The sequence below is a fragment of the Ktedonospora formicarum genome (genome assembly GCF_016587355.1).
Taxonomy (GTDB): domain Bacteria; phylum Chloroflexota; class Ktedonobacteria; order Ktedonobacterales; family Ktedonobacteraceae; genus Ktedonobacter; species Ktedonobacter formicarum.
On the sequence record NZ_BNJF01000005.1, the window covers coordinates 75,097 to 101,059 of the forward strand.

A 25,963-nucleotide genomic window follows, 5' to 3' on the forward strand; every position below is an offset into this window, starting at 1 on the left:
CGTGAGATAAATCAAGCTCAATAGCCCTACTAGAGCCTTAGTTACAGAAAGGATTTGTGCTTCTCATCCTCTATTATCGGGCTATTTGCTAATCAAACGCTTACTGTACTTCCGATTTATTAAAAATATATCTGATTTAATGATTTAATATCTTTGTAACATTATCCAGGTTCAAACGATAGACTATGAAGGGTATTAGTAAATCACTAGTGATACTGCCTATAGTGAACCGAAAGGCGGCGTTCTCACGCCAATGTATTTTGATGAAAAAACAAAAACTTTCTCTACTCGCTATTATCTGGTGGCTAACCTGCGTGGCTCTGCTCACGGCTGCCTGCGGACCGGGCAGCTTGAACCTGGGAAATGGAAATGGCAACATACGCACTGGTGGCTGGAAATCTATCCGAATCTTTCCTGATGGCAAAGGCTGGGCGCTCACATACCATGGCTTGCTGCATACAAACGACCGGGGAAAGCATTGGAATAGCGTAACCCCCTGGCAGCCTGACACCCAATCAGGCATATTCACTAGTGGGGTTAATACTTTTGTGGATGGCAACGTAGCCTGGATTACCAAACCAGGCAACACCACCTATCAACAATATGGCAAGACTAACGAGCCACAGCTTGCACAAGTCTACCGTACCAATAACGGCGGACGCACCTGGAATAACGCTGAGATTCCCGATACCGCAAGCTCATATTCAGATATCAGATCGGGACCGGGCACTATTATCGGCGTGCTCCAAACCCTTGGCGAAACTCGCCATCAAGTCAGTATCACTGCTCTATCCGCTACCAACGAAACGGATGCCTGGATCTCTGTCAAACGCTTTTATACGCATACAGGCGGCGGTCATGAGGAGATGCAAACTGAATACACGCGCGTCTGGCATAGTAGCGATGGCGGGAAAAGTTGGCAACTTCTAGTGGAGAATAAAGCCAGCCAGGGAAGCCAGATCATGCTTCCGGGCCTGTGGACAGCCTTTCCAGATAAATCTACTGGCATACAAAATGGGCTTACCTACTCTAACCTCGTCGTCAGCCACGATGGCGGCAGGAGTTGGCAAAGCCAAAACCTACCTTCCATGGACTATGCTAGTGGAGCAAGCACACAGAAAGAGCCTATCTTCTTCAATGCTCATTACGGCATTATTCCTGTACAAACATTGATTGCAGGTCACTACACGCTGTTCTACTACACGACGCATGATGGAGCAAAGACATGGCAGGCAAGTCCAACGCTATATCTTGGCAACACTAATCCTCAGATCAGCTATGGAGACGCTCAACACTGGTTTATTCTGCAAAAGGAAATTTTGTATATCACTGAGGATGGCGGCTCATACTGGACGCACATGAATCCAAAGATACCCGGAAAAGCCGTCATCAATTTTTCCTTCACCTCTAATACTGAAGGATGGGCCATTACAAGTAAAACAGATAGCCAGGACTACAAGACATATACTCAGGATGGCAGCACCTTCCTGCTGCATACAGTAGATGGCGGAAAAACCTGGCAAGAAGTCACCTACCAACTTGTCTGACAAAAAATAGCGAGAGTGAAAGGTTCTCAAGTTGCCTTTCACTCTCGCTATGTGCACAACCGAATCCCTATATGCAGGCACAACGCTTCAGCCTATATAGTGCCCCGCTCTAACGCCTCGTCAGCTTGCTCGCGATCAGATTTCCTAATAACTGAATACCTTGTACCAGGATAATGAGCAGCACGACAGTCACAATCATAACATCGGTCTCAAAGCGCTGATAGCCATAGCTGATCGCCAGATCCCCCAGGCCACCCGCCCCTACAGCGCCAGCAATAGCCGAGTAGCCAAGCAAACTGATGATTGTAATGGTCACACCCAGGACTAGCGAGGGCAGAGCCTCCGGGATGAGCACCTTGAGCACTATCTGCCAGTTTGTGCAACCCATGGCCTTCGCAGCCTCAACCACACCAGAATCAACCTCGCGTAACGAGGTCTCAGCCACGCGCCCAAAGAAAGGGATGGCGGCAATCGTAAGCGGCACAATGGCGGCATCGGTACCAATACTAGTGCCGACAATAAAACGCGTCAGAGGTGTGATCGCAACGAGTAGGATAATAAATGGAAGCGAGCGCCCGATGTTGACAATGACACCTAAAACTTGATGGAGTGCTGGAGCAGGGAAGAGTCCCCGACGATCCGTTCCCACCAGTAGTACGCCCAGGGGTAGGCCCACAACGATGGTGAACAGTGTCGAGATAAGCACCATTTGCAGCGTCTCACCCGTAGCCTCCCATAGCTCAGGCAAAATACTTGTAATCCCACTTTCCATCAGGCATGTACCTCCACATGTAATCCCAGATTTCGTAAATACGCCAGCGCGTCTGGCACCTGCTCACCCGCGAACTCCGCCTGTAGCTGACCAATACGCTCATCGCCAATGGCCTCGATATTACCGCTCAAGATGTTAACATCAAGCTCAAAGCGGCGGGCCATTGTTGAAAAGACTGGCTCACTGGCATTGCCGCCCGCGAAGGTGATAGTCACCACTGTTGAGCCGGGACGCGCGACATAATTCTCCGGTCTGGGGAAGAGTGACCGGGCCAAACGCGAATCCGGTTGGGCAGCCAGCGTGCTTACACGCCCTTGCTCGACAATGCGTCCCCCCTCCAAAATAGCCGCCTGGTGGCAGATCTGTTTGACGACGCTCATCTCATGAGTGATGAGAAGTATCGTTAGCCCCATGCGCTGATTGAGGTCACGTAGGAGGTCAAGTATCGCCCGTGTGGTCTGCGGGTCCAGTGCCGAGGTTGCCTCATCAGAGAGCAGAATATCAGGTGAATTCGCCAGCGCACGCGCAATTCCAACGCGCTGCTTCTGTCCTCCTGACAACTGCGCGGGGTAGACATCGGCCTTCTCTTCCAGTCCAACGAGCGATAGCAGTTCTCTCACGCGCGCCCGGCGTTTGGTCTTGCTCTCACCCATAATCTCCAGGGGAAAAGCGACATTCTCTGCGACCGTCCGAGATGTAAGCAGGTTAAACTGCTGAAAGATCATACCAATGCGTTGCCGCGCCTGGCGTAGCGACCGCCCCGAAAGAGCCGTCACCTCTTGCCCACCAACCGTAATCGTGCCAGAGGTTGGACGCTCTAGCAGGTTCACACAACGAATAAGCGTACTCTTGCCCGCTCCGCTCTGTCCCAGCACACCAAAGATCTGTCCCTGTGGAACCTCCAGGTTCACATCATCAAGCGCCACCACAGTTCCCTCGCCACGACCATACACCTTGCGTACATGTTCAATGCGAATCATCTTCTATCTCATACTCCTTTTTAGAAAACCTGAGTGCGCCAGCACTAGCCACGAGAGCAGCGCCGTGCCCCCGTATGGGGGTTGGTTTTCTCATAAGACCTCACCCTTCAATGGAGAAAGAGAGAGGTATGCAAAGTGGCGTACGCCTCTCTGCACACCTCTCGTAGAAGTGGAAAGCATCACACTTTAGAAGGCGGGAATGACCGCGCCCTCATACTTATCAAGAATGAACTTCTTAACTTCAGGTGTGTTCAGCAACTTCGCCAGCTTCTTAACCGCTGGATCATTCTCGTGACCCTTCAGGACCGTTAGAACATTCGCGTAAGGATTGTTTGTCGCCGACTCCAAGATCAACGCGTCCTTATTTGGCTTCAGGTTGATGGTCATAGCATAGTTGCCATTAATAATTGAGGCGGTGGTATCCTCAAGTGAGCGGGGAAGCTGCGCGGCCTCAAGCTCCGTAATCTTGATATTCTTAGGATTGCTCACGATATCTCGCACCGTCGCGCTCGTCCCAACGCCCGGCTTCAGACCAATCAGCTTGTTCTCTGCCAACAATTGCAGCGCGCGTCCACCATTGGTTACATCGTTTGGAATGGCGATGGTCGCGCCATTACCAATGGCATCCAGCGACTTGACCTTTTTAGAATAGAGGCCCAGCGGCTCGATAAGCACCTTCGTAACAGCTACCATATCAATACCGTGCTGCTTGCCAAAGTCTTCCATATATGGCACATGTTGGAAGAAGTTCGCGTTAAGTGAGCCTTCTTTTAGAGCCATGTTCGGCTGAACATAGTCGTTAAACGTCACAATATTGAGCTTCAGGCCCTCTTTCTCAGCAAGATTATCCTTGATGTATTTCAGAATCTCTGCATGTGGCGTAACAGAAGCCCCTACAGTCAAGGTGTTGGGATCGGACGAAGTAGCATTGGAGCCACACGCCGCGAGCAAGGAGAGAAGTAGGACGCCTAAGATAATACCCGGTAACCTCTTGAGTGAACGCATAGTAGTGTCTTTCTAATCTGAGATAGTGCTATTCTGGATCCCCCGCCACTTGTAGTAGTGCATGAGTATCAATCCATAATGCCGTTTGTTTGCTTTGTTGCCCAATCATAACAAAGTTGATCAATATTGTCAACATATAGAGGCTACGCGCGGGGAAGAGCTGAGGATCTAACAAGAGGTAGTGTGAGTATCGCGGCCCATACGCAAGAAAGGGATATTGACAACCTTGCGTATGGGCCAAATCGCTACGTGTTTGGCTCTCGATATGCGACCAGTAGTACATCACTTTAGTTCAGTTGTTACTGCGAACCACTGATACAGGTTATTGCCTGTCACCTGGCCGGGCTGGCGATCATTGATATAAGTATAAAGCAGATGTCCATTGTATGTTACCTGTTTCCCCTCTGCAAGCCTATGCAGCGCGAACTCGCCTGGAAGTTTATCATGGCAGAAGCTCACATGGTCGGTATTTGCTATCAGAGGGGGCCATGCCGTCAGGCAAGCACCAGTACAGGCAGGCTTTGCCAATGTATCAGGAACATAGTAATAAAGCACGAAGCCGCGAGCATCCGTCAGTACTATGCTCTTTTTGCCCTCAAGTGTTAGATGAGTCGTCTTGACTGGTAGCTTAGGGTTAGAGGCAGGATAGGCTGGTGCGGCATCCGAAAGCGAAGCCTTCGCGTTCTTTGACTGCTGGATGCGCTCGGCCTCCTCGCGAGTCATAATACGACAGGCTGAAACAAGAAGTACAAGGGACAGGAGGAACGTCAGCGTCAGCACCTTCTGAAAAGAAAAAGCTCGTTTTGACATCAAAAAGACCTCCTTTGACGCAAAGTCCGCATTTTGATATCGAGAACTGGCTATCTTTCTCTAGCATACAGATTCATCAAAGTACAGTCCTTAAGTGTGATCGAAACGAAGACACCTACTCTACAACAGTAGGTGTCTTCGTTTCCGTTTTTTTTACTTGCAAAAGAACAGTAAAGTAGTAGAGTTATAAAAACAATTTGCTCTAAAAGCACTCACCAACGCTGCCTGATCAGTCGCTAGTTTTGCCTCCTCATGATTTCTATGTCCCTGAACATATGATAGTCAAAGGCGACTGTGCTCACGCAAATAAACAAGATTAATATTAAAGGAGAAAGCCGCATGAATCCAGAAATCACTGAATATATTGAAAAGATCGACCAACCATGGCAGATTGAAGTCTGCAATCGTCTGCGACAGATTATCTTACAAACTGTGCCGGAGGTCGAAGAGCTCAAGCTATATAGCCGCCCCCACTACAAAAAAGGCGGGGATTATCTCTGTGTGTTTAATGTAGCTAAGAAGTGGGTCAATGTGATGCTCTTCAATGCTCAAGCGCTCGACAATCCCAAAGCATTTGGGACACTCAGTCCCAATGGAGACCGCGTCACTGCCAAAATAGAAGAAAGCCAGGATTTTAATTACGAACTCTTCGCCACACTACTCCAGCAAGCCGCTCAGGTACGCTAAAACTAGAACGTGTGATCTTTTCGCGAAATGGGCCACTCTTGCAGGGGTGTCCTATTTCGTTTTACGGCTCACGAACGACAGGCGTGATCTTTTCTAAACATGGCTTCTGGGCGAAGTGTGATCGATTGAAAAAACGATCAACGGTAAAAGCACCAGAAGCATAGTGCTATCAATAGGGTTGCGTATCACATTTCTTAGCTTTCACGCGACGAAAATCCTGAGATCATAGAATGGGAGCCATAGCCAGCGACTGCCAATGGAAGGTCTTTTTCCAATATCGTAAATGTATGATGAATATCTCCATCCCTGCTAACCAACAAGTGATGAAGTTCCAGATTATGATTATGGACCACAAACACTTCCACATGAGCACTCTTATGCACCTGGTGAATATGAGGTTGGCTAATACGTGATGTATAGTGTTCCAGGAATGAATCTTTTCTTAATCTATCCAACGGTTCCATATCCACATCAATATCGTCCCGAAATACCATTTGAGCAATAGACTCAATCAAGACAAAGTCATCATAATGCCGATCCTGTGTTATCAAGAGATACCACTGGGCATACTCCCAGAAGGCAGCAATACTCTCAAGAGAGACATCATCAGCCTGAGCCAGTTGCAAAAAGGCTGCCGGGTCACCTTCGAGCCAGTATGAATCATAGCCCGGAGCCCATCCAAGATACCAGGTTTCACGCGACCATAACACCCATCGGTCAACACGATAGAGACCATAGCGGTGAAACACATCAGTTGGGCAGATATGAATTTCCCATTGTACATCATCAGATGTTACTGAATCACTAGTAGACAATGCGAGCTCGCGAGATTGCGCTAACGCTCGAATAGTATCAAGCAGAGATTTTTCGTCCATCTTCTCCCTCTCGGCTGTAATACTCTTATCATGCAATACCTAAGCCCACAATGCAATGCTCATGGCAGTCCCCCAAATATTTTTCCGACGCATCGCGACGTTCTCTATAGCAATGTTTTTGAGCTTTTTCATACGTGAGCCCGGCGCTTTCGTCTCCGCCGGGCTCACTTCTGCTATCGTCAGCCATGGATAGAACAAAACATGATCAATCAGAAGCTGGGGATGATAATAACCTTGCTCATTGTTCTTAGTGTAGGAGAGTATTCTATTTAGAGAGCTAATAACAATCCGAGAGTGGCAATAATACGCCTGGGCGTGCGATTGCCCGCGAAAATAAGGGAGAGAAGCATCCATGAAAGTTGAAATTTGGTCTGATGTCGCCTGCCCCTGGTGCTACATCGGCAAGCGCCATTTTGAGTCCGCGCTGGAACAATTCCCACAGCGCGAGCAGGTTGAGATTGTCTGGCGTAGCTATCAGCTTGATCCGAGCGCGCCCAAAGATTCAACGCAGACCTCAACCGAGGCACTGGCAAAGAAGTTTGGTGGCGAGGAGAGGGTGAAGATGATGCACGAGCGCGTCACCCAGGTCGCCGCCGAAGCGGGTCTGGAATATCATCTCGACAAAGCCATCTATGACAACACCTTTGACGCACACCGCCTGATTCATTTCGCCGCGCACAAAAATCTTCAGAATGAGGCTAAAGAGCGCCTGCTCAAGGCTCACTTCACCGAAGGCGCAGCGGTCGCCAATATCAATGAGCTTGTCCGCCTTGGCAGTGAGATAGGACTCGATGCAGACGAGGTACGAGCCGCTCTTGAGAGCGATACCTATGTCGACGAGGTAAAGGCAGACTTCCAGCGAGGCAGAATGTTTGGCGTACAGGGTGTGCCCTTCTTCGCGATTGACGAGAAGTATGGCATCTCTGGCGCTCAACCAACTGAGGTATTTACCGAGGTCCTTGAGAAAGCATGGTCCGAGTCACACCCACTCATTAGTATCAGTGGTAGCACGCAGGATGCAGGGATATGCGAGGGGGACAACTGTGCAATCCCCCAGAATGATTAAGAAATAATCCGAAGTTCCTCGCTATCCCAGAGATTTATTGAGGGCTGGCGAGGAGCTTTTGAACGGTCTCGCAAAAGACATCAAGGTCGAAGGGCTTCTGCAAAAATGAGCTATGCGGGTCCAACAGGTTTTGTCGCTGTAGCTGCAACCGATGATGGCCACTCATGACCAGGATCTTCACAAGAGGATGGGATTGGCGGACCTGCTCTTGAAATGCTCTTCCTTGCATCTTAGGCATCATAATATCCGCGATCACAAGCTGAATAATCTCGGCATGCGCCTGAAATGTCTTCAGTCCCTCTTCGCCATCACGCGCGACCAGGACTTGATAGCCCTCATCCTTTAGTGTCTCCGTCATAACGATCCGGATATCGGGATCATCCTCGACCAGCAGAACCGTAATTTGCTGCTCACAATATGTTTGCGCAACGGGCTCAATGACTGTTTCTATCAACTCTGGTATAAGTTGTGGCATATTCTCCTCATAGAGTGGGAAATAAAGATCAAAGGTTGTACTCATCCTCAAGCTTGAATCCCTACGGAACATAGCCCATGAAAAAAATGATAATTTGTTCAAATGGGCATCCGGGGTGTTTTGCTTGTGTCTGCGATCTGGAAAAGTTTAAAGCATGGTAGAAATTATTTGAAGCAGGCTTTAGTATATCAGTTCTCAGCACAGGAATACAAGCTCACAACAGTCAATAGTTCTGAACCACGGAAACTCGGACTTATGCTTGACACATGGCGCTATCAGGGGTTACACTATAACCGTCACTATAATTAAGCATTGACCGTAAGCGTTAACGCCAATCAACGCACATCGTCGCAGTCTGCGCTTTTGCGGAAGGCCACCGGATGTGAGAGTTGGCGCTTTTTTATACCCCTTACACCCCTCAGGGCCTCCGCGCTAACGTCTCATGGAGAACGCATTCTGCTACTGTATGTAGTACTTATCCATACGCATAAGTGGTGCATATCTGGAATCAGGAAACCTAATGGAACAAAACACTGATGAAATGGAAGTGCTAGAGATCGCTTCAGAAGCAGTTTCACCCTCAGCCAAACCAACTCATACCTCCGCTAACGCCTTGCACTTCACCGGCTTTCGCCTCCTTCTAAGTGGCATTGCTCTATCTCTCTTTGGGCAACAAATGCTGACCGTCGCCATTGGCTGGGAACTTTATGTGCAGACCAACTCGCCACTAGTATTAGGTGGTGTGGGTCTGGCTCAAGTCATCCCACTGATCGCGCTCTTTCTTCCCGCTGGCTATATCGCAGATCGTGTTAACCGTAAATACATCGTGTTTGTGGCACAATGTGTAATTGTGCTGGCGATACTCAGCCTGGCCTTACTCTCTTTCAAACATGGCCCGCTCTTTCTGATATACTGCTGTCTGACAGCAATGGGAGCCGCTCAATGCTTCAATAGTCCAGCCAACTCGGCGCTGGTGTCTCAGGTGATACCGGAGGAAGCCTTTGAAAATGCCATGACCTGGCGTAGCAGCCTTGTTCAACTAGCCTCCGTGGTTGGGCCAGCGGCGGGTGGCTTCCTGATTGGGCTCTTTCAAGGAGTACCCCAGGTATTTTTACTTAGCGCCTGTTGCTCTCTGATCTTCGCTATTCTGCTCCTCTTCATCCGCGTTCGCCCCCAGAAGTCTAGCATGGGTGAGGGGCGCAAGCTCAGTTCACTTGTGAGTGGTCTGCGCTTCCTCTGGCAAACGCCGGTTATGCTGGCTGCGATTACACTTGACCTCTTCGCTGTTCTATTTGGCGGCGCGACGGCTCTTTTGCCAATCTTCGCAACCAGTGTGCTACATGTCGGGCCAGTTGGGCTAGGCTGGTTACAAGCGGCGGACTCGCTGGGAGGGATCGCCATGGCCCTTACAATCGCTCGTCGCCCACCCTTTAAGAGAGCAGGCTTGACGCTGCTCATTGGAGTTGCGTGTTTTGGTCTGGCAACAATCCTCTTCGGATTATCCCACTGGTTCTGGCTCTCGTTTGTCGCACTTGTTCTCATTGGAGCGTTTGACAACATCAGCGTTGTTATTCGCTCAACACTTGCGCTTGTGCGCACGCCCGATGAGATGCGTGGACGCGTTAGCGCTGTAAACTCGCTCTTCATTGGTACTTCTAATCAGTTAGGAGGCTTCGAATCAGGATTAGCGGCACAGTTCTTCGGCCCGGTCGCAGCGGTAGTTGTGGGTGGCATCGGTACACTGCTGGTAGTGCTGGTCGTTGCTGGTATCTGGCCCGACATACGCAAACTGAAGACCCTGCGCGAGCAAGCGGCTTAAGGTTGCCTATAGGAGAAAAGGGTTACACACTTCGACCAGTCCCCTCTCTCCTTCCAATGTTCCGCCTAACGGCTGTGTTGCTGCAAGATAGGCTGTGAAGCGATTTCATATCCCCAAAGATGGATAGGATATAGCGCAAAAGTTCCTAGGACCTACAATCATGACTCATTCATTCGTTATATATCACGGAATGGGAAATGCTGATACTAGAAATAAGCTGAATTGGAAGGGAGAAGGAATCGTGACACAGCAAAGTGAGCAGGAGAGCCAGCACCACCTGACGATAGAGCTGGAAACGGGTCAACTAATCCTTCGCCGCCCCACAATGCAGGACGGGGAAGCGCTACTCCACCTCTGGCTAGAGGAGAGCGCACAGCGCTCATCAAGCGAGGGGTTATCTCAGGAGGACGCGAAGAGGTTCATGGCTGGCATTCTAAGCCATTGGGAGCAATTTAAGTTTGGCTGTTGGAGTGTCTACGAACGGGGGCAGGATGAGTTATCTGGTTTCTGTGGCTTGAAGCACACTGAGGGCGAGGTCGAGTTATTGTATGCATTCACCACCGAAGGGTGGGAAAGAAGCATTGCCAATGAGGCAATTACCGCCAGCCTGGCCTATGGCTTTCGCACCCTCACGCTCGAACGGGTCGTCGCGATCATACCAGAACCTAATCTAGCCTCTAGAGATGCACTTGAAAAGGCCGGCATGGAGCATATAGAGGACATTGTCAAAGATGACATTCAACAGAGTGTGTATATTTTAACACGCGCTGATTGGGCCTCACGCCAGACCACAGTCTATTTACATGCTTAGGGACAATACAGAGGGGCGCACATAGGCAGTTTAAGTAAGACTGTCTATGTGCGCCCCTCTTTTACTTAGAGCACTCTAATACATCAAGATCGAAGTGCTATAACTGGTGTTATCGTAGACCCATTTGGCCTGATCGAGGGGCATGTTCACGCAACCATGGGTGCCGTAATTGGCGCTCGAATTACCACTAGAGTCGATGTGAAAATACTGCGTGCCTGGACCGTAATCGTTACGCCACCAGGAATCGTGCAGGAAATAGCCACCCGAGTGATACAGGATCGCGTAATTGATCTTGGTATCATCATAGTAGTAAGGCGAGCCCTTAGGATAAGGTGACTTAAAGACGGTTTTGGTCTTGCGCCACATCTCGGGCCACAGACCTGGAACGGCTGGCAGTTCCGGACGACCCGCTGTGATCTGGAAGGCACGTACCAGTTGTCCGCCGTTGTACACGCGCATGGCCTGCTCAGCGAATGAGACGACAATGACCTGTGAGCCGAGCAGTTTGTAGTGCTGCATCAGTTGGGTATCCGTCGCGTGAGGCTGAGAGTAAGGAGTGCCATCGCTGAAGTCCTGAATGAACATCTCCAGATGCAGGGACTCATTCTCCACATCCGTCACCACCGCCTGATAATCAGTGAGCGTCTTCGCGGCAGCCAGTTCATTGTCAAGATCTTCGCCGATGCCCTTGGTCATGTAGCCCATGTTCGGCGCATAGTTCTTGCCATCATAAGGATTATGATAGAGGTGAGAATTACCCCAACTATCCACTTTCGCATGGAACTTTTTGATCTCTGAAGTAGCCTTGCCCTTCAACAGATCCAACTGCATTCCACTGATCCCATTGTTATACGCCTTCTCGAAGGCAAGAAAATCCTTCAGCGTCTTCACCTTCTGGGCCTGATCATGCAAGGAAGTGGAGGTCTTGTCATAGGAACTGGTATCAACGCCATAGTCTTTAAGCTGTTTTACCTGCTTATCATAGGCATCGATTTTATCCTGAGCAAGTTGTGGAATAATTTTCTGGAAACTAGCCGTCGCGCTCTCGCTCTGTTTATCGATATTCTTCCCAACTGCAGTTAAGTCTCCGGGCTTGGTAGCCTTGGAGATGTCCTTATAGTTGGCGTCATATTGCTTCTGCAAGTCGCCCGTATCCTGGTGGCCCTCTTGCATCAGGCTGATAATTTCCTTGAGCGTATCAAGCTTTTCCAGCGTACTCGGCATCATATTGATGGTCGAGACTGCATCCTTTGCCTGCACACTGATCGCGGCATAATCTTTCGGATACTTCGCTTTCTTCTGCTGATCCATGCCCGTATTATAGAGCTTATTCAAAGTATCGAGGGGCAGGCCATCTTTTTGCTTATTGGCGAGCGTGGTCTGTAAGCGCTGGAGGTCAGTCGATGCCTGCTCATGGAAGCGATCCGTGGTGGCATCAACAAGGCCCTGGGTCTGCACCGTCAGCGAGTTATAACGTGTAGAGAGATTGCTGTAATACTCGTCGACAGAGTTTCCATTGAAGAGAGGCCAGGGAGCACTGGAAGACTTCAAGCTCTGCTGCTGCTTCATAAGAGGTTGCAAGACTGACAGTGGCACACCTGCATCCTGCGCCTGTTGCAACGTCTTATCGAATGTGTTCTGATCCTGCTGCGCCTGCTGTTGCAGATGCGCATCCCCGCCACATGCGGTCAACAACCCTGGCAGCATGCTTATAGTGAGAAGCAACAGGAGAGTAAACCGCACCTTTTTGCCGTGCATAGGAGCGGTTACAGACCGCTCCGGCATGGTATACTGCCTAAAGTTCATAGTGTGGAGAATCCTCTTTAGAATCCGCTTTGTAAGCTCCCTTAATTATTAATCTGAGAGCGACTGCGCTCACATAAGCCGATTAACTATTAAAAAAGCACTAAATAGCACCAAGCGCGGATAAGTGTATAGTGTTCTATTGACATGCTATATATAAAACTATTTAGTTCTAATAATACATCTTTCATGTCATTAATAGCATTCTTTAATAAGGGCATAAAGTGGCTCTACAGGCCGATTTAACGGCTTAATTGCATTTACAAATATGGATGTGATCCCACCCAAAGGTCCTGCTACGCTGCATGCAGTACTGATAATTCTAGAGAATGGGCATGATTTGCAACCTGAAGATCAATGTGAGTACTATAGAGGAGGTCAGACCATAGAGTGAACCTCCTCTATAAATAATAGATCTAGTATGCTACGGGGAGAGAAACAAGACCACGTAAGATCGGGGTGGGAGTCCAATTCAAATGGGACTCATCATCAATAAGGCGCAGGTGTGGCAGACGTCGCAGCAATGTGCCGATGGCGACCTGACCCTCCATTCGCGCGAGTGGGGCGCCAAGACAGAAATGAATGCCTTTGCCAAAGGCGATATGTTTGTTCTCCTCACGCTCAATATCGAGTTGTTGCGGATGATGGAAATGTACCGCATCATAATTTGCTCCTATCAAGGAGGTGAGCACAAGTTCACCTTTGCGAATGATCTGCCCGTGCAGGGTCACATCCTCGCTAGCCCAGCGAAGTGTGGAGATGCTAACCGGGGCGGTGAAGCGCAAGAGTTCTTCAATAGCTGATGACAACAGCTCGGGATTACGTTGGAGTTTTTCACGCTGTTCGGGGTGGGTTAGCAGGGCAAGCATGCCATTGCCGATGAGATTGACAGTGGTTTCATGACCCGCAACGATGAGCAGGAAGATGGTTGAAACCAATTCTCGTTCACTCAGAGCATCATTCTGATCACGGGCCTGAAGCATCCCGCTTATCAAATCTTCTTCTGGATGCTCACGCTTGCGAGCAAGCAAGGCACTGATATAATCTATAAAGGTTTGCAGAGCCTCAGTACGTTTTGCCTCATCCTGTTGGGTTACACCAGAGGATGCAGCCAATAATGCTTGAGTCCAGGCACGGAAGCCCTGGCGATCTTCGGTAGGGATACCCAATAGCTCCGAGATGACGGTTATAGGGAGCGGGTAGGCAAATTCCGCGATAAGGTCCATCTCACCGCATCCCTCTACGGCATCCAATAGCTCGTCTGTAATCTGCTGAACCCGTGGACGTAGGTGCTCAATCATACGTGGCGTGAACGCCTGAGAAACTAAACCACGCAGGCGGGTATGATCTGGTGGATCAACAGTGAGCATATCACGCCTCCATGTTGTAAGGTTACGTACAGTCATATCGGATGTTGATTCAGGCTGCACATTTGAAAACTTTTGCAGATCCTTGAAGAAGCGTGGATCTTTAAGAATGGCTATTGCATCATCATAATTCGTCACAAGCCAGGTATTCTCCCGACCAAGGAGACCCGAGACACGGATAAGTGGTGCCTCCACGCGCAAACGCTCATAGAAGGTAAATGGGTCACGCTTAGTATCTTGTGCGACGAGGTCGAGCAATGTAATTTGTCCCATATGCTATTGGTTTCCTTTCGTATTTACGCACTCCTTTTAAGAAAGCCTGAGTGCCTTAGCTCCAACTAGCAGGGCTGATTTTCACGTAAGAACATATCTTCTTCAGCAATTGTAAAGTGGCCTGGAAAGAGGCACAAGGGACAATAGCATTAGAATGTAAAATATGTGACAAGGAGCGCGAAATGTCTCAAAACTCCAGCGATCTACGTGTGAGGCGTACACATAAGCTCCTGCGGGAGGCATTCATTGAACTGGTAGAAGAGCGTGGCTTCGACGCGATTACGGTGGGGGAGATTGCTCAACGCGCGATGGTGAGTCGCGCCGCGTTCTACCGCTACTATCAGGATAAGTACGATATGGTTGAGCAGATCTTTGAGGAGGTCATGCAGGTCATTTTGCGTGACATAGATGCGCTCCGCCACGATCACTTCAGTGCGCTCGGCCTAAGCTACGAGCCTGCAAGTTGGGATAAGCTCATAGAATTCGTCCATGATAAGGATACTATTCCAGAACCCTGGGTACGCTTATTCGAGCACTTTGCGGAATTTGAGCATCTTTATCGTGTGCTACTTGGGCGTAAGGGTAGCCCCTGGTTCGTACAGAAGATGCGCTCATATTTATCAGAACTCATGGCAGAACGCTTTCAGACACTTCTTGTTTCCCCTGGCAGGGCCTTAAAGGGCTTTGCCTCGGACCTCCTGGCAACTCAGATGGTCGAAACTATTACCTGGTGGCTTGAGGAGGGCAGACCCTATACACCCCAGCAAATCGCAACTTATAGCTATCGCCTGATCCTTGTCAATCTTCGCGAGATGAGCACCTGGTGAGAGACCTCTCGCCCGATTTCCTGGCAATCCAAATGAGAATTTATTTAGGAATAATTGTGGTTAGGAAGGACAATACCTGATAATGTCGGAATTTGAGCAAACTTACACCAATGAAATGATTGAAAATGAGCAAGAAATCCCTTTGGAGGGTGGCAATGTCACTGGAGCTACGCGTGTTGGGCAGACTGTTCGCCGCCATCCAGGCCCGTGGAGCACAACAGTTCATACATTGCTAAACCATCTGGAAAAACGTGGCTTCAGTGGCGCGCCTCGCCTGTTGGGCATTGACGCGCAAGGACGCGAGATTCTCAGCTTTATCGCGGGCGAAGTTGGTCACTATCCATTACCTGACTATATGTGGTCCGAAGAAGCCCTTATAGCTGTCGCACACCTGACGCGTAGCTATCATGATGCCACCATCGACTATGTTCCTCCTACAGACGCAACCTGGCACTTCGTGTATCCAGATCAGCGGCAACATGAGGTCATCTGCCACGGGGATATCGCGCCCTATAATATGATCTATCGGGACCACAGACCGCACGCACTCATCGACTTTGACACAGCAGGACCAGGACCGCGCCTCTGGGATCTTGCCTACGCGGCCTATCGCTTCGCCCCGCTCTACTTCGACAAGGATATTCAAGAACTCGGCCTGAATGATCCACTCGTCCAGAGTGAGCGCCTGCGCATCTTCTGTCGGGCATATGGGCTGAACCAGCCCTATGCCGACATACTGGATTTCGTCGAGCGCCGTCTGTATGCCATGTGTGACTGGCTCATCGAGGGAGTTGTGGCCAGGGACCCTGCTCGCCTGCGCCTCGTCAATGAAGGGCACCTGGACCATTATCGACGCGAAATCGTGGTATTCCAACATAATCGTCCACTCTTGCAGAGCAGGCTTGTCTGACGATAAAGTACATGATGATTTACAACATGGTTGTGGATATGGTAATCTTAGAGCGCGAGATCGTGGTCTATATATTGAAAGGAGGGGATTTGTATGAACAACATTCACATCTCACGGAGGTTGTACACCCTGCCTTTTTTACCAACTGAGCACTGCTAGTCACCATTATTACCAGCACTGCTGGCTAAACGACACGACTATATATAAGCATGCCATCTGGATGTCCCCAGGGTGTATATTTCTCCATTTTCAACGAAAGCAGCCCATGAGTATTACATACAACTGGGCATTTGAGCATACTATATTGAATTTGTGAGGAGAATCATTCATGATCGAGCAGCCTACAAATGTCGCCCCTTTCTATCAGGGTTGGGATGTCTACCAGCAGCACCTCGTCAAAGCGATTGGGCAACTGACACCTGAACAGATGACCGCGCGGATCGCGCCACACCTGCGCAACGTTGACACAATCGCACGCCACATCATCTCTGTTCGCGCGGGCTGGTCCTACTTTGTGTTGAACATAGGCGATGAGCAGCTCTTAGAGATCGCGCAATGGGGTATGCCTGATCAGCCTACCCTACCAGCCGCCGAACTGGTAAAGGGGTTACAGATAACCTGGAAGGTGCTTCAGGACGCGCTTGAGCATTGGACACCCGAGAAGCTACAAGAGATTGTGTACGATATCGACGATGAGACACAAGAGAAGATACCCCACACACGTCAATGGGTTATCTGGCACCTCATCGAACACGACCTGCATCATGGAGGCGAACTCTCCTTTATGCTTGGTGCCCACAACATACCAGCCATAGACCTCTAGTTTCACCCCAGGCCCCCAATATAGTGGAGGGCAGTAGTTTGAACCCAAACAGGCTAAGGCTCTGTGTCTACATATATTGGGTTCAAGCCTTCTGATCCTCCTCTTAGAATGATGGAGGCTCTCTACTACATGCTGAACATTTCCGTAGTAGAGAGCCTCCATCATTCTAAGAGGAATCCCATCCATCAGTATGCGTACAATAACACACTTTGTCCCTTAAGCTAGCTTGCTTACCAACGTGTCGCACATTATACTATGGGATACGAGTAGATCGGTTGCCACCGCTGATCCATATGCGTGATGAAAGTCGCACATACCAGGTGGTCGGGTGCTGGTTCATGCCCGCCGAGGCTCCCGCTTGTCTTGATCGTTGAGACCTCGCGGAAGATGAGGGAAGGCATCGGGACTGACCGGGCCAGTTCAGTCACAATGATGAACCCCTGCTAGAACGCTCCATGAGCATGTGAAGCAGGAACGGCCAATCGATGTTCTCAGTAAGGTCACAGTCACTGCGAGGGCACAAGGCCCTTGCCCGAGCCGGAAGGCTTGAGCATGAAGGTGAAAGTGCATTTGATAGGCAAGGGTACGACAGAGTTCGTACTCGGTCCAGAGCATGGGCGCCTCACGAGGAACAACACGCCCGTCAAGGTCGTCGAGGAAGGGCGGCATGTGTACCTGGAGTATGGCAACTTCAGATACGCCATCTACCCGGACTCTTCGGCGCAGGTGCGCGAGACACGCATCAGCTTCGTCATGTACCAGGCCCTCCTGGCAGGCGGAAAGAAGTACATCAACCGCACTGATGGCGCCATCAGGTACCTGCGGGGAGACGGCAAGCTCATCCGCATCCCCCGGGCGTCCCAGAAGCCCCTGACGAACCTGTCCCAGCTTCCGGAACAGCAAGAGGTCGGGAATCAGGATCGGGTGTACATCCTCTCTCCGGCGAGGGCCGCTGAGGCATACCGCGCGGGCCGGAGCGATGTGATCTACCCCGAACTCCACATCGACCAGAGATTCGGCCCGATCTGGAGCCCCGGCGACGAGAAGCCTTCCCTGATCCGGGTCTTCCGCAAATCCCGCGGGATGGTGATCACGCTCTGACCCTGAGCAACATCGGCTCGACGGGGCCACACCTAGCAGGTGTGGCCCCGTCACCACGTTCTCCCTCTTCAATCATGCCCCTCCAATATGATCATTTAACAGGATCATTTTTCTGCAATTGCCAGGTAAAATTCATCAAGAAGACATCAGAACATTCGCTCTTTGCATTTTACTAAATTGTATGCTATCCTCCGTTTTGAACAAGTTATAGGCTTTCTTTCTGAGAGCCGCCTGTGGCTGGGTCCCCAACCCCAAGAGGTGGGGCCACGTTCGTTCACATCCGAGACGACCCGAAAGGGAGGCCATAATGGCCAAATCAGAAGGCATGATTGGGGAACAGCTCATCGAGCTCGCCGGAAGGCTCCCGTTGTACGACGACGGTCCTGGCGCTCTGTGCTACGAGGATTTCTTCGCATTCGTCGGCGCAACAGATGCGCAGGGTATCCGGCAGTACTGCCAGAGTCTGGTCAGAGACCAGAAGCTCGTCGTATTACTGGCCTGCATCTGGGCGAAGGTCCAGATGAGCCACCAAAATGAGCGGAAAGTCAAGATCGCCGCCGAGCAGGCCCTGAATCTCCTGGGGAACAGGCCCATCACCGAAGAGTCCCTGGCGGGCCTCATGCGGGATAACCGGGCGCGCATCAAGGAGAGCAAGGCCCTCGCCCGGTTCGCCAACCTCGGAACCCTCGACGCCTACGACTTCGACGTGTTGGCCGAGCGCCTGCTCACGGAGATCGTGGGCTGACGTGACACCCTGAACTGAACGTGGCGAGAGGCAGGCGCGGTACACACCCCAACCAAGAGTGTGTGCTCCGCACCTGCCGCTCCCCGCACAGCTAGCATCGCATGATCTAGCGATACTTCTTTCATTAACCTCTTTAGCAGTTGGCCCTTCCCCTAAGAATATGCATACGGACATTGTAGTTGCTTCTATTAGTGCATCTGTCTTACCACCATGTTCTGCCCCTACTTTACCCACAATGGCCCTTTGCTAACGCCTCATAATGGATCTTTGACATGGGCCATTCTTCTGCTATAGTCAGGACAAATTCACGAATAGATAAATAGAAGGAAGGGGTCTTGAGATGAAGATAGTTGTCGCGGGAGCCACAGGCATTATTGGACGGCGACTGGTGCCATTGCTGATCGCGGCTGGACACGAAGTCTATGGGACGACGCGCACAGCCGAGAAGGGACAGGCACTTCAACAGGCAGGCGCTTCACCGCTAGTTATAGATATGTATGATCGCGAGGGATTAAGCAAAGTGATGCGCGAGATACAGCCCGAGATGGTCATCCATCAACTCACGGACCTGAGCAGTTTCGACTACGCGGCGAACGTGCGGCTTCGCAAGGAGGGCACACGCAATCTTGTGGACGCGGCGAAGGGTGCAGGTGTGCGCCGTATGATTGCGCAAAGTATCTCCTGGGTCACCGCGCCCGGTGAGGGGCCAGCCGATGAGAACGTGCCCCTTGATCTGGAAGCACCTTTGCCACGCCTGCGTACAATTGAAGGTGTTCAGGCGCTAGAGAGTGCGGTCGCGGAAATGGAGCAACCTCTGGTGCTACGCTATGGTTTGCTCTATGGACCGGATACATGGTACGCGCGGGATGGTGTCATCGCCGAGCAGGTACGGCGCGGGGAAGTAGTTGCCAGCAAAGAGGTAACCTCATTCTTGCATATAGATGACGCGGCACGCGCAGCCCTGCTGGCGCTAGACTGGCCGCAGGGCATTGTGAACATCGTAGATGATGAGCCAGCAACTGGCAAGGTCTGGCTTCCGATCTACGCGGCAGTACTCGGCGCGCCCGAGCCTCCAACCAGTGACGAGAAACCGCGCGGCATGCGTGGCGCATCTAACGCAAAGGCGCGCCAGCAATTGCGTTGGCAACCTGAGTATCCGTCATGGCGTGAGGGCTTCGCGCGCAGCCTGCAATCTTAGTCCCAGACCTCGTCGAGATGCAGGGAATAGTACTCGAGGCCCCGCTTGAAGTACAGTAGTTTCTCGTCGGTAGTTGTCTCTAGCAGATTGGTAAAGACAATCTCCATGGCCTCCTTATACTGCTGTGAATTGTACAGGGCCATAGCCAGAAAAGCCTGGAGAGCGCGGTTGTCAGGGAACTCTCTCACGCCTCGACGCAGTGTCTCAACGGCCTTGTCATATTGGCCCAGGCCACGGTAGGTACTGCCCAGGCCAAGTAAGGCTCGCTCAAGGTCAGGACCAGCCAACCCCTGTTCCAGCGCGCGCAAGTAATAGGGTATCGACTCATGTTCAAGCCCCAGGTTATCGCATGCCACAGCATTTTGATAGGTGATCTCGGCGTCATCCGGGTAGGCAGCGTTCAGCTCTAAAAGGAGTACTCGCGCCTGCCCCAGGATGGCTTGATCCTGCTTTGCACGCCCCTCCTCCCGTAATTGGATAGCTTCCGCTAGACGATCTCGTAGCATATGTTTACCCCCTAAAAGTTCTTATCGATTTCGATGTCCGCATTCTAGCATAGCTACACATCATTCTCAACATGGAAGAATTCTCTGCGCGTGCTACGCTTCGCGCAATGAAGCGAGGGTCGTACATGGGCACATTTGCGCCCATGTACGACCCTCGCTTGACCTGAATATTGCCTGTCTAATAGGCAACGTAGACTTTAGCCTCCCAGGGATAGATAGGCTCGCGACCAGCCCATTCAAGCGGTACCCTACGACACTCTGTTGCCTCACGCCAATTCATCCCCTTTGGCAACTGAGGCCAATTGGTGACAACATACTCGGCGCTCTTATCGCTGGCATTGGGAGTTCCATAGTCGCTAAAGTTGGCGACTATAACAACCATGTCGCGGCTACCAACCTCGCCACGCACCCAGGCCATAACGCGCTTCCCCTCGGTGAAGTCACTATGAATAAAGGAGGTTTCATTGTTCCAGAGAGCCTCATTACTGGTGCGTAGCTTCACCAAACGCGAGACATGATCCACGATACGCGCGCGCCAGGGATCATAGCGACGCTCGAAGTTCACGGGATCAAGTTGCTTCTCGGGGCCACTTGTCGGCTCATCGTGTTGATCCGCGAACTCTTCTCCCGCGAAGATCATCGGTACGCCAACCGAAGTGATCAGGCAGGAGAAAGCTAGCTTGATACGTTGTTCTGTTTCGTGGATGCCGTTATTGTTCAAGAAGTTATAGAGGCGCTCGTTACCGTAACCCTCAACGTCATGCGAGGTCACATAGTTGACCACCTGCGAACCATCACCAAAGCCAATTCGACGGCAATCAACGAGTTTCTTGACCATCTCCTCAAAGTTCGGCTCGCTCGGATGACTCTGACCAATAATGGCTGCACGGATATAGCGCTTGAAATGCTCATTCCACAGGCTATCGACGCGATTTTGATTCACTAAGCCAAGCGGCATATCTAGTTCCTCGCCTGTGACCAGGAAGCGAGCCCCGGCACTCTCAGGATCATTGCCTTGCTCGCTCCAACGTTCCTGGTAGATTCGATGACCAGTATTCTTGAAGCTCTCCACAAAATCCCAGCTCGCGATATTCACGATACTATCGATACGCACGCCATCAATACGGTAGTATCGCATCCAATGGTCGAGATAGGCAAGCATATAAGCACGTGCGGGAACAAGTCTCGCGCTCTTGCCAGTCATAGGATCATAACTTTCGACCTGATAATTGTACTTGAAGAGGTCGCTTCCAAAGCCATCGCGCTTGATCCCACCTGAGTATTCCTCGGGGTCGCCAGAGTTAGCCTTGACGAAGAAAGCCGGAAAGTTGATCGAGCGGTACGGATTATGCGCTGCGAAAGCCATCACGACATCAGCGAAGAAGCGCACGCCGCTACGATGGCAGGCACAAATCAGGCGCGCGAGTTCTGTCGAGGGCGCGGGCTTCTGATTCTTACCATAGCTACCGAGATCATAATCAGCGGCAAAGAAATTGGTGGTCGCATAACCCCAGCCGCCGTGGACAAAACTATCAGCGGGCGGTAACAGCTCCAGAGCATTGACGCCCAGGTCGCGCAGGTGCGCACGTCCCTCCTGTAACACAGCGAGGCCGAAGAAGCTAAAGGGTATCGCGGCTGGATCGATCAGGGCCAGCACATCCCGAAAGGTACCTACCGCCGTCTCAACACCGCCTTCTTTGCGTGTGCGCGACCAGGCGCTGGGTAACTCGTAGATAACAAGTTGCGTATTCACTGGCAATGTCTTGAGAGGAGGGTCATTACGCCAATCTGGCTGCTGCTTCTCGGGGTCGCAGGGTTGGAGTTCCCCATCCTTATAGAGGACTACACCGGCTGGGTAGCGATCCTCCTCACCAAACTCAGGATCATCAGGAGCAGGGGCAAGCAAACGCCAATCGACATTAAAAGCAAAGGGATCGGTCACGCGGATGCGCGGATGGCTCTCTTTATAGAGGTTGCTATCTGTCACCTCAAACCAGTAGTAATACACTTTCCCGTTTTCAAGCAGACAATCCCTGGCTGCGATATCCCACAGATTCAGCCCCTTCGCCGAAGGTGAGAGCATAAAGGTTTGTTCGTGAGCAAGTCCTGGCGGGTTGCCTGGAGCAAACGAACCGATGATTAAGCGAGGCGCAGGCTCCGTAACGGCTGGAAGCCAGAGGGCAAAATGGGTCTTTCTATGAACCAGGAGATCGGCGGCCTGTTGCGCCAGGTCTTTGACTGCTTGCATTCAGATGAACCTTTCAGAGAGTATAGGGTAGAGATATCTCTTCTATATAACGTGCATCAAGCAGATAAAAGGTGTCAAGGAATATCCCTTATGCAGTTTTCTTCAAGGAATGCGAATGTGTGCAATCTTGCCACTCAGGAGACGATACAATGCTCATTGGAGCACATGACTCCCAATAATATGTATATAATCTCTTTTCATTTATCTTGACGTCATCAATTATATTGATAATATCAAACAATTTATAGATATATAACAGAGCAATCGCTATTGGAAAGGAAACATACTTTATGTGTGGCATTACTGGTTGGATTGACTGGGAACGGGATCTTTCAGAAGAGCAGCAGCAGCTTGAACTGATGGCTTGTACTTTGCGCGACAGAGGACCGGATCGCGAGGGCTACTGGCTCTCTCCCAGAGCTGCACTCGCACACCGACGCCTGATTGTTATCGATCCCATTGGCGGGAAGCAGCCCATGACCTTCACGCAAGGCGATACTACTTACGCCTTGACCTATAATGGAGAGATCTATAATTACCGCGAGCTGCGCGAGGAGTTACGCTCCCGTGACCATACATTTAAGACCCAATCTGATACTGAGGTATTATTACATGCCTATCTAGAGTGGGGCGAAGAGTGTGTCAAGCACTTCAATGGCATCTTCGCCTTCGCCATCTGGGATGAGGCAAAGCAGAGCCTCTTTATAGCTCGCGACCATCTGGGTGTCAAGCCTCTCTTCTATGCTCAGATTGGGAGCTCCATCATCTTTGGCTCAGAAATCAAGGCCCTGCTGGCACATCCACTGATAAAACCGATATTGGATGATGCAGGGCTGGCAGCAATCTTTGTCTCACTCTTTATGTCAGGCGGGGGCATCTTCCGCGACATCAACGAGCTACACCCAGGCTGGTGCGCCACCTTTACACGCGAGCGAGTCAACCTGCGCCCATACTGGCAACTTATTAGCCATCCCCATACTGATGACCTGGAAACGACCGCCGAGCATATTCGCGCTCTGCTAAGCGACACGGTCAAACGCCAGTTGATCGCGGACATGCCTGTTGTTACGCTATTGTCAGGTGGACTCGATTCCAGTGGAGTCTCATCGCTGGCGGCACGCAACTTCGCTGAGGAGCATCGCACACTCGATACTTACGCCATTAACTATGACAATAGCGAAGAGAACTTTAAAGGCAACGCCATGCGCCCAAGTATTGATCGTCCCTATGTCGAGCAAATGGCGAGCTATCTGGGCACCAACCATCATGATATTGTGGTCTCTACAAATGATCTGGTTGAGAACCTCCTCGTACCAATGCGCGCGCATGACCGCCCCAAGATGGGCCAGATAGAGACTTCACTCTACCTGCTCTTCAAGGTTATCAAGCAGAACGCCACGGTCGCGCTCTCTGGCGAATCCGCCGACGAAGTCTTCGGTGGCTATCCCTGGTTCCACCAGGAACGGGTCATCAATGCGCCCACTTTCCCATGGCTGGCGGCTCGGATGGGCGGAGCCAGCGACAATCAATTCTTACAACCACACGCATCGTTCCTTTCGGCAGATATGACACAACGCCTGCACCCGCGTAATCGTATCAGAAAGCTCTACCAGGATGCTCTGGCGGAGGTGCCACGACTAGAAGGTGAAGGTGCGCGCGACGCACGCATGCGCGAAATCTTCTACCTCAACCTGACGCGCTTCTTACCACTCCTGTTGGATCGCAAAGACCGCATGAGCATGGCAACCGGGCTTGAGGTGCGCGTTCCCTTCTGTGACCATCGCCTGGTACAGTATGTATGGAACATCCCCTGGGAGATGAAATCCGTTGACCATATAGAGAAGGGTATTCTTCGCCGGGCCTTTAGCGGCATCCTTCCCGACGAGGTCCGCATGAGGCGCAAGAGCGCGTATCCTACCTCGTTCGACCCGGCCTATACCCAGGCAGTACGCAAATGGACGCTCTCTATTGCCAACGACACAAATGCTCCTATTCGTCCTTTCATCAACCTGGACTTTGTAAGCAAGCTCGCTAAACATGAGGATGAGGCAGTACGCGGCGAGAGCGCCTACTTCCTCTTCGACTATATCATCCAGGCCAACGCCTGGTTACAGGAGTACCATGTTACCGTTCAATAGCGAAGCCCAATTGACAAAGTCAGTGCAGTCAGAACGCGAACAAATGGAAGAGGAGGCATTAAACCGCTACCTCGAGATTCATCGCGCGCTCTGGCGTAGCCTGGCGGAAACCTGGATGAGCCTTGACCTCTCACTGGCACAGCTACGAACGCTGCTGCTGCTAGCGAATCACGGCTCGCTCCCTGTAAGCCAGCTCGCACGCCACATGGAAATTGGCGTCCCCACGGCGGGGCACCTGATAGAGAAGCTCGTCCAGGCGGGCTTCGTGGAGCGGTCCTCCGATGCCACGGATCGCCGCCGCTGCCTTGTTCGGCTTACACAACAGGGCGAAGAACTATACACACGCCTCCTCGTTGGACGCTACACTATCGCTGCCAGCCTGCGGCACCTGAGCGACGAAGAACTTGCGGCATATCATATGGGTGCCAACGCCCTCGCCAACTCGCTCAGGTCGCAACTTGTACATGGTCATGAAGTGTGATCCATTTCCCAAATTGTGAAACAGTGCATAGATATACGTACCGCTAAAGAGTATTATTACAACCTATTGTATGTGTTGTCCAGGCCAGCCTAGATCTTTGAGGTCCGCCTGGTGGCAAGAGACCGCCAGATTGATGATGGCAGTACTCCAATCAGGTGAGAAGCATTTGAGCGCGCTTCTCAGCAGGTCTTTTCTGTACAATGAATTGCACGCTGCTCTCTTTGCTCAGGTGGAGTTGTGTTCTGACTTCACGCTTTTGAGGCATTCGAGCCATTCTCACAGATATTCTGCCTTGTCGATGAGGAAAACATGAACTCCAGGCTGATCGTCCTGGTCTGCTCTTTCTGAGAGTGGAGAATTCGGTCAATAAATTGCAACTCCTTTTTTGTGAGGTTGATAGTAATGGGTGACGTAATCTGCCTTTACTGCTTAGGGAAGAACGGCCAGCACCACGAGTGGTGTGGGAACCCACAAAAAAATTTTCGGGCTTCGGTCCTGGATGGAACTTTCGGCCTGCTGACCTGGGAGGAGATCCGGAACTCCTTGCTCGGATGAAATAGTCCGGCTTGAATTTTTTTTCTGAATAACGTCCCGGTCCGACACAAGAGATTGGAGTAGCTGAACAGGGAAGGTAGGTGTGACCTTGCGGTCATGCCTACCTTCCCTCTTTGTGTTCTAAATCCGATACGAACAACC

Annotated in this window: 24 protein-coding genes; 12 read left to right on the forward strand and 12 right to left on the reverse strand. The window is 51.0% G+C overall.

Features of this window, described 5'->3' with window-relative positions; all coding sequences use genetic code 11:
• The first annotated feature begins 263 nt into the window (after positions 1 to 263).
• Positions 264 to 1,547 (forward strand): WD40/YVTN/BNR-like repeat-containing protein, encoded by a 1,284-nt coding sequence (locus tag K3T82_RS36565; RefSeq protein WP_220198445.1) that lies wholly within the window; start codon positions 264 to 266, stop codon positions 1,545 to 1,547.
• A gap of 109 nt (positions 1,548 to 1,656) precedes the next feature.
• Here K3T82_RS36565 and K3T82_RS36570 read toward each other — a convergent pair whose 3' ends face one another.
• The 4 genes from K3T82_RS36570 to K3T82_RS36585 all read right to left on the reverse strand — a co-directional run bounded on the left by K3T82_RS36570 (position 1,657) and on the right by K3T82_RS36585 (position 5,114).
• Positions 1,657 to 2,319 (reverse strand): methionine ABC transporter permease, encoded by a 663-nt coding sequence (locus tag K3T82_RS36570; RefSeq protein WP_220198446.1) that lies wholly within the window; start codon positions 2,317 to 2,319, stop codon positions 1,657 to 1,659.
• Positions 2,319 to 3,299, reverse strand: a complete 981-nt coding sequence (locus K3T82_RS36575) for a methionine ABC transporter ATP-binding protein (RefSeq protein WP_220198447.1) — start codon at positions 3,297 to 3,299, stop codon at positions 2,319 to 2,321. Before K3T82_RS36575 ends, K3T82_RS36570 begins: the two co-directional genes overlap by 1 nt.
• 186 nt (positions 3,300 to 3,485) lie before the next feature.
• Positions 3,486 to 4,304, reverse strand: coding sequence for a MetQ/NlpA family ABC transporter substrate-binding protein (locus K3T82_RS36580; protein WP_220198448.1), 819 nt, complete (start codon positions 4,302 to 4,304; stop codon positions 3,486 to 3,488).
• A 282-nt stretch (positions 4,305 to 4,586) separates the two neighbouring features.
• Positions 4,587 to 5,114 (reverse strand): COG4315 family predicted lipoprotein, encoded by a 528-nt coding sequence (locus K3T82_RS36585; protein WP_220198449.1) that lies wholly within the window; start codon positions 5,112 to 5,114, stop codon positions 4,587 to 4,589.
• 339 nt (positions 5,115 to 5,453) lie between these two features.
• Between K3T82_RS36585 and K3T82_RS36590 the strand changes: the two genes are divergently transcribed.
• A complete protein-coding gene (locus tag K3T82_RS36590) occupies positions 5,454 to 5,801 on the forward strand; it encodes a DUF1801 domain-containing protein (RefSeq protein ID WP_220198450.1) in 348 nt (115 codons plus the stop codon).
• Between the two features lie 194 nt (positions 5,802 to 5,995).
• On the opposite strand, the gene K3T82_RS36595 is transcribed toward K3T82_RS36590, so the two are convergent.
• The gene (locus K3T82_RS36595) at positions 5,996 to 6,676 is read right to left on the reverse strand and encodes a hypothetical protein (RefSeq protein ID WP_220198451.1); all 681 of its coding nucleotides are present in this window, start codon (positions 6,674 to 6,676) and stop codon (positions 5,996 to 5,998) included.
• A gap of 352 nt (positions 6,677 to 7,028) precedes the next feature.
• On the opposite strand from K3T82_RS36595, the gene K3T82_RS36600 reads away from it, so the two are divergent.
• The gene (locus K3T82_RS36600) at positions 7,029 to 7,742 is read left to right on the forward strand and encodes a DsbA family oxidoreductase (RefSeq protein WP_220198452.1); all 714 of its coding nucleotides are present in this window, start codon (positions 7,029 to 7,031) and stop codon (positions 7,740 to 7,742) included.
• Positions 7,743 to 7,776: 34 nt separating this feature from the next.
• Here the strand turns inward: K3T82_RS36600 and K3T82_RS36605 are convergent, their stop codons facing one another.
• A complete protein-coding gene (locus K3T82_RS36605) occupies positions 7,777 to 8,262 on the reverse strand; it encodes a response regulator (protein WP_220198453.1) in 486 nt (161 codons plus the stop codon).
• Positions 8,263 to 8,737: 475 nt separating this feature from the next.
• Between K3T82_RS36605 and K3T82_RS36610 the strand changes: the two genes are divergently transcribed.
• A complete protein-coding gene (locus K3T82_RS36610; protein ID WP_220198454.1) occupies positions 8,738 to 10,036 on the forward strand; it encodes an MFS transporter in 1,299 nt (432 codons plus the stop codon).
• 241 nt (positions 10,037 to 10,277) lie between these two features.
• The gene (locus K3T82_RS36615; protein WP_220198455.1) at positions 10,278 to 10,847 is read left to right on the forward strand and encodes a GNAT family N-acetyltransferase; all 570 of its coding nucleotides are present in this window, start codon (positions 10,278 to 10,280) and stop codon (positions 10,845 to 10,847) included.
• A gap of 75 nt (positions 10,848 to 10,922) precedes the next feature.
• On the opposite strand, the gene K3T82_RS36620 is transcribed toward K3T82_RS36615, so the two are convergent.
• Positions 10,923 to 12,653, reverse strand: coding sequence for a L,D-transpeptidase (locus K3T82_RS36620; protein WP_220198456.1), 1,731 nt, complete (start codon positions 12,651 to 12,653; stop codon positions 10,923 to 10,925).
• Positions 12,654 to 13,066: 413 nt separating this feature from the next.
• Positions 13,067 to 14,290, reverse strand: coding sequence for a cytochrome P450 family protein (locus K3T82_RS36625; RefSeq protein WP_220198457.1), 1,224 nt, complete (start codon positions 14,288 to 14,290; stop codon positions 13,067 to 13,069).
• Positions 14,291 to 14,472: 182 nt separating this feature from the next.
• On the opposite strand from K3T82_RS36625, the gene K3T82_RS36630 reads away from it, so the two are divergent.
• The 3 genes from K3T82_RS36630 (at position 14,473) to K3T82_RS36640 (ending at position 16,850) form a co-directional block, all read left to right on the forward strand.
• Positions 14,473 to 15,117, forward strand: coding sequence for a TetR/AcrR family transcriptional regulator (locus K3T82_RS36630; RefSeq protein ID WP_220198458.1), 645 nt, complete (start codon positions 14,473 to 14,475; stop codon positions 15,115 to 15,117).
• A gap of 82 nt (positions 15,118 to 15,199) precedes the next feature.
• Positions 15,200 to 16,027, forward strand: a complete 828-nt coding sequence (locus K3T82_RS36635) for a phosphotransferase (protein WP_220198459.1) — start codon at positions 15,200 to 15,202, stop codon at positions 16,025 to 16,027.
• Positions 16,028 to 16,355: 328 nt separating this feature from the next.
• Positions 16,356 to 16,850: a DinB family protein gene (locus tag K3T82_RS36640; protein WP_220198460.1), complete on the forward strand. Its 495-nt coding sequence runs from the start codon at positions 16,356 to 16,358 to the stop codon at positions 16,848 to 16,850.
• A gap of 248 nt (positions 16,851 to 17,098) precedes the next feature.
• Here K3T82_RS36640 and K3T82_RS36645 read toward each other — a convergent pair whose 3' ends face one another.
• Complete coding sequence (locus K3T82_RS36645) at positions 17,099 to 17,278, reverse strand: hypothetical protein (protein ID WP_220198461.1); 180 nt, start codon at positions 17,276 to 17,278, stop codon at positions 17,099 to 17,101.
• Entirely contained in the window at positions 17,271 to 18,005 is a 735-nt protein-coding gene (locus tag K3T82_RS36650; RefSeq protein WP_220198462.1) for a hypothetical protein, read from the reverse strand. Before K3T82_RS36650 ends, K3T82_RS36645 begins: the two co-directional genes overlap by 8 nt.
• 253 nt (positions 18,006 to 18,258) lie before the next feature.
• Between K3T82_RS36650 and K3T82_RS36655 the strand changes: the two genes are divergently transcribed.
• On the forward strand, positions 18,259 to 18,696 hold the full coding sequence (locus K3T82_RS36655) for a hypothetical protein (RefSeq protein WP_220198463.1): 438 nt from the start codon (positions 18,259 to 18,261) through the stop codon (positions 18,694 to 18,696).
• 340 nt (positions 18,697 to 19,036) lie between these two features.
• Positions 19,037 to 19,894: an NAD-dependent epimerase/dehydratase family protein gene (locus K3T82_RS36660; RefSeq protein ID WP_220198464.1), complete on the forward strand. Its 858-nt coding sequence runs from the start codon at positions 19,037 to 19,039 to the stop codon at positions 19,892 to 19,894.
• Here the strand turns inward: K3T82_RS36660 and K3T82_RS36665 are convergent.
• Together K3T82_RS36665 and K3T82_RS36670 are read right to left on the reverse strand one after the other, a co-directional pair.
• The gene (locus tag K3T82_RS36665; protein ID WP_220198465.1) at positions 19,891 to 20,400 is read right to left on the reverse strand and encodes a tetratricopeptide repeat protein; all 510 of its coding nucleotides are present in this window, start codon (positions 20,398 to 20,400) and stop codon (positions 19,891 to 19,893) included. The genes K3T82_RS36660 and K3T82_RS36665 overlap by 4 nt on opposite strands.
• Before the next feature lie 178 nt (positions 20,401 to 20,578).
• On the reverse strand, positions 20,579 to 22,648 hold the full coding sequence (locus K3T82_RS36670) for an alpha-amylase family glycosyl hydrolase (protein ID WP_220198466.1): 2,070 nt from the start codon (positions 22,646 to 22,648) through the stop codon (positions 20,579 to 20,581).
• Between the two features lie 290 nt (positions 22,649 to 22,938).
• Between K3T82_RS36670 and asnB the strand changes: the two genes are divergently transcribed.
• Positions 22,939 to 24,786, forward strand: coding sequence for an asparagine synthase (glutamine-hydrolyzing) (gene asnB, locus K3T82_RS36675; RefSeq protein WP_220198467.1), 1,848 nt, complete (start codon positions 22,939 to 22,941; stop codon positions 24,784 to 24,786).
• On the forward strand, positions 24,770 to 25,267 hold the full coding sequence (locus K3T82_RS36680; RefSeq protein ID WP_220198468.1) for a MarR family winged helix-turn-helix transcriptional regulator: 498 nt from the start codon (positions 24,770 to 24,772) through the stop codon (positions 25,265 to 25,267). Before asnB ends, K3T82_RS36680 begins: the two co-directional genes overlap by 17 nt.
• Positions 25,268 to 25,963 lie beyond the last annotated feature (696 nt).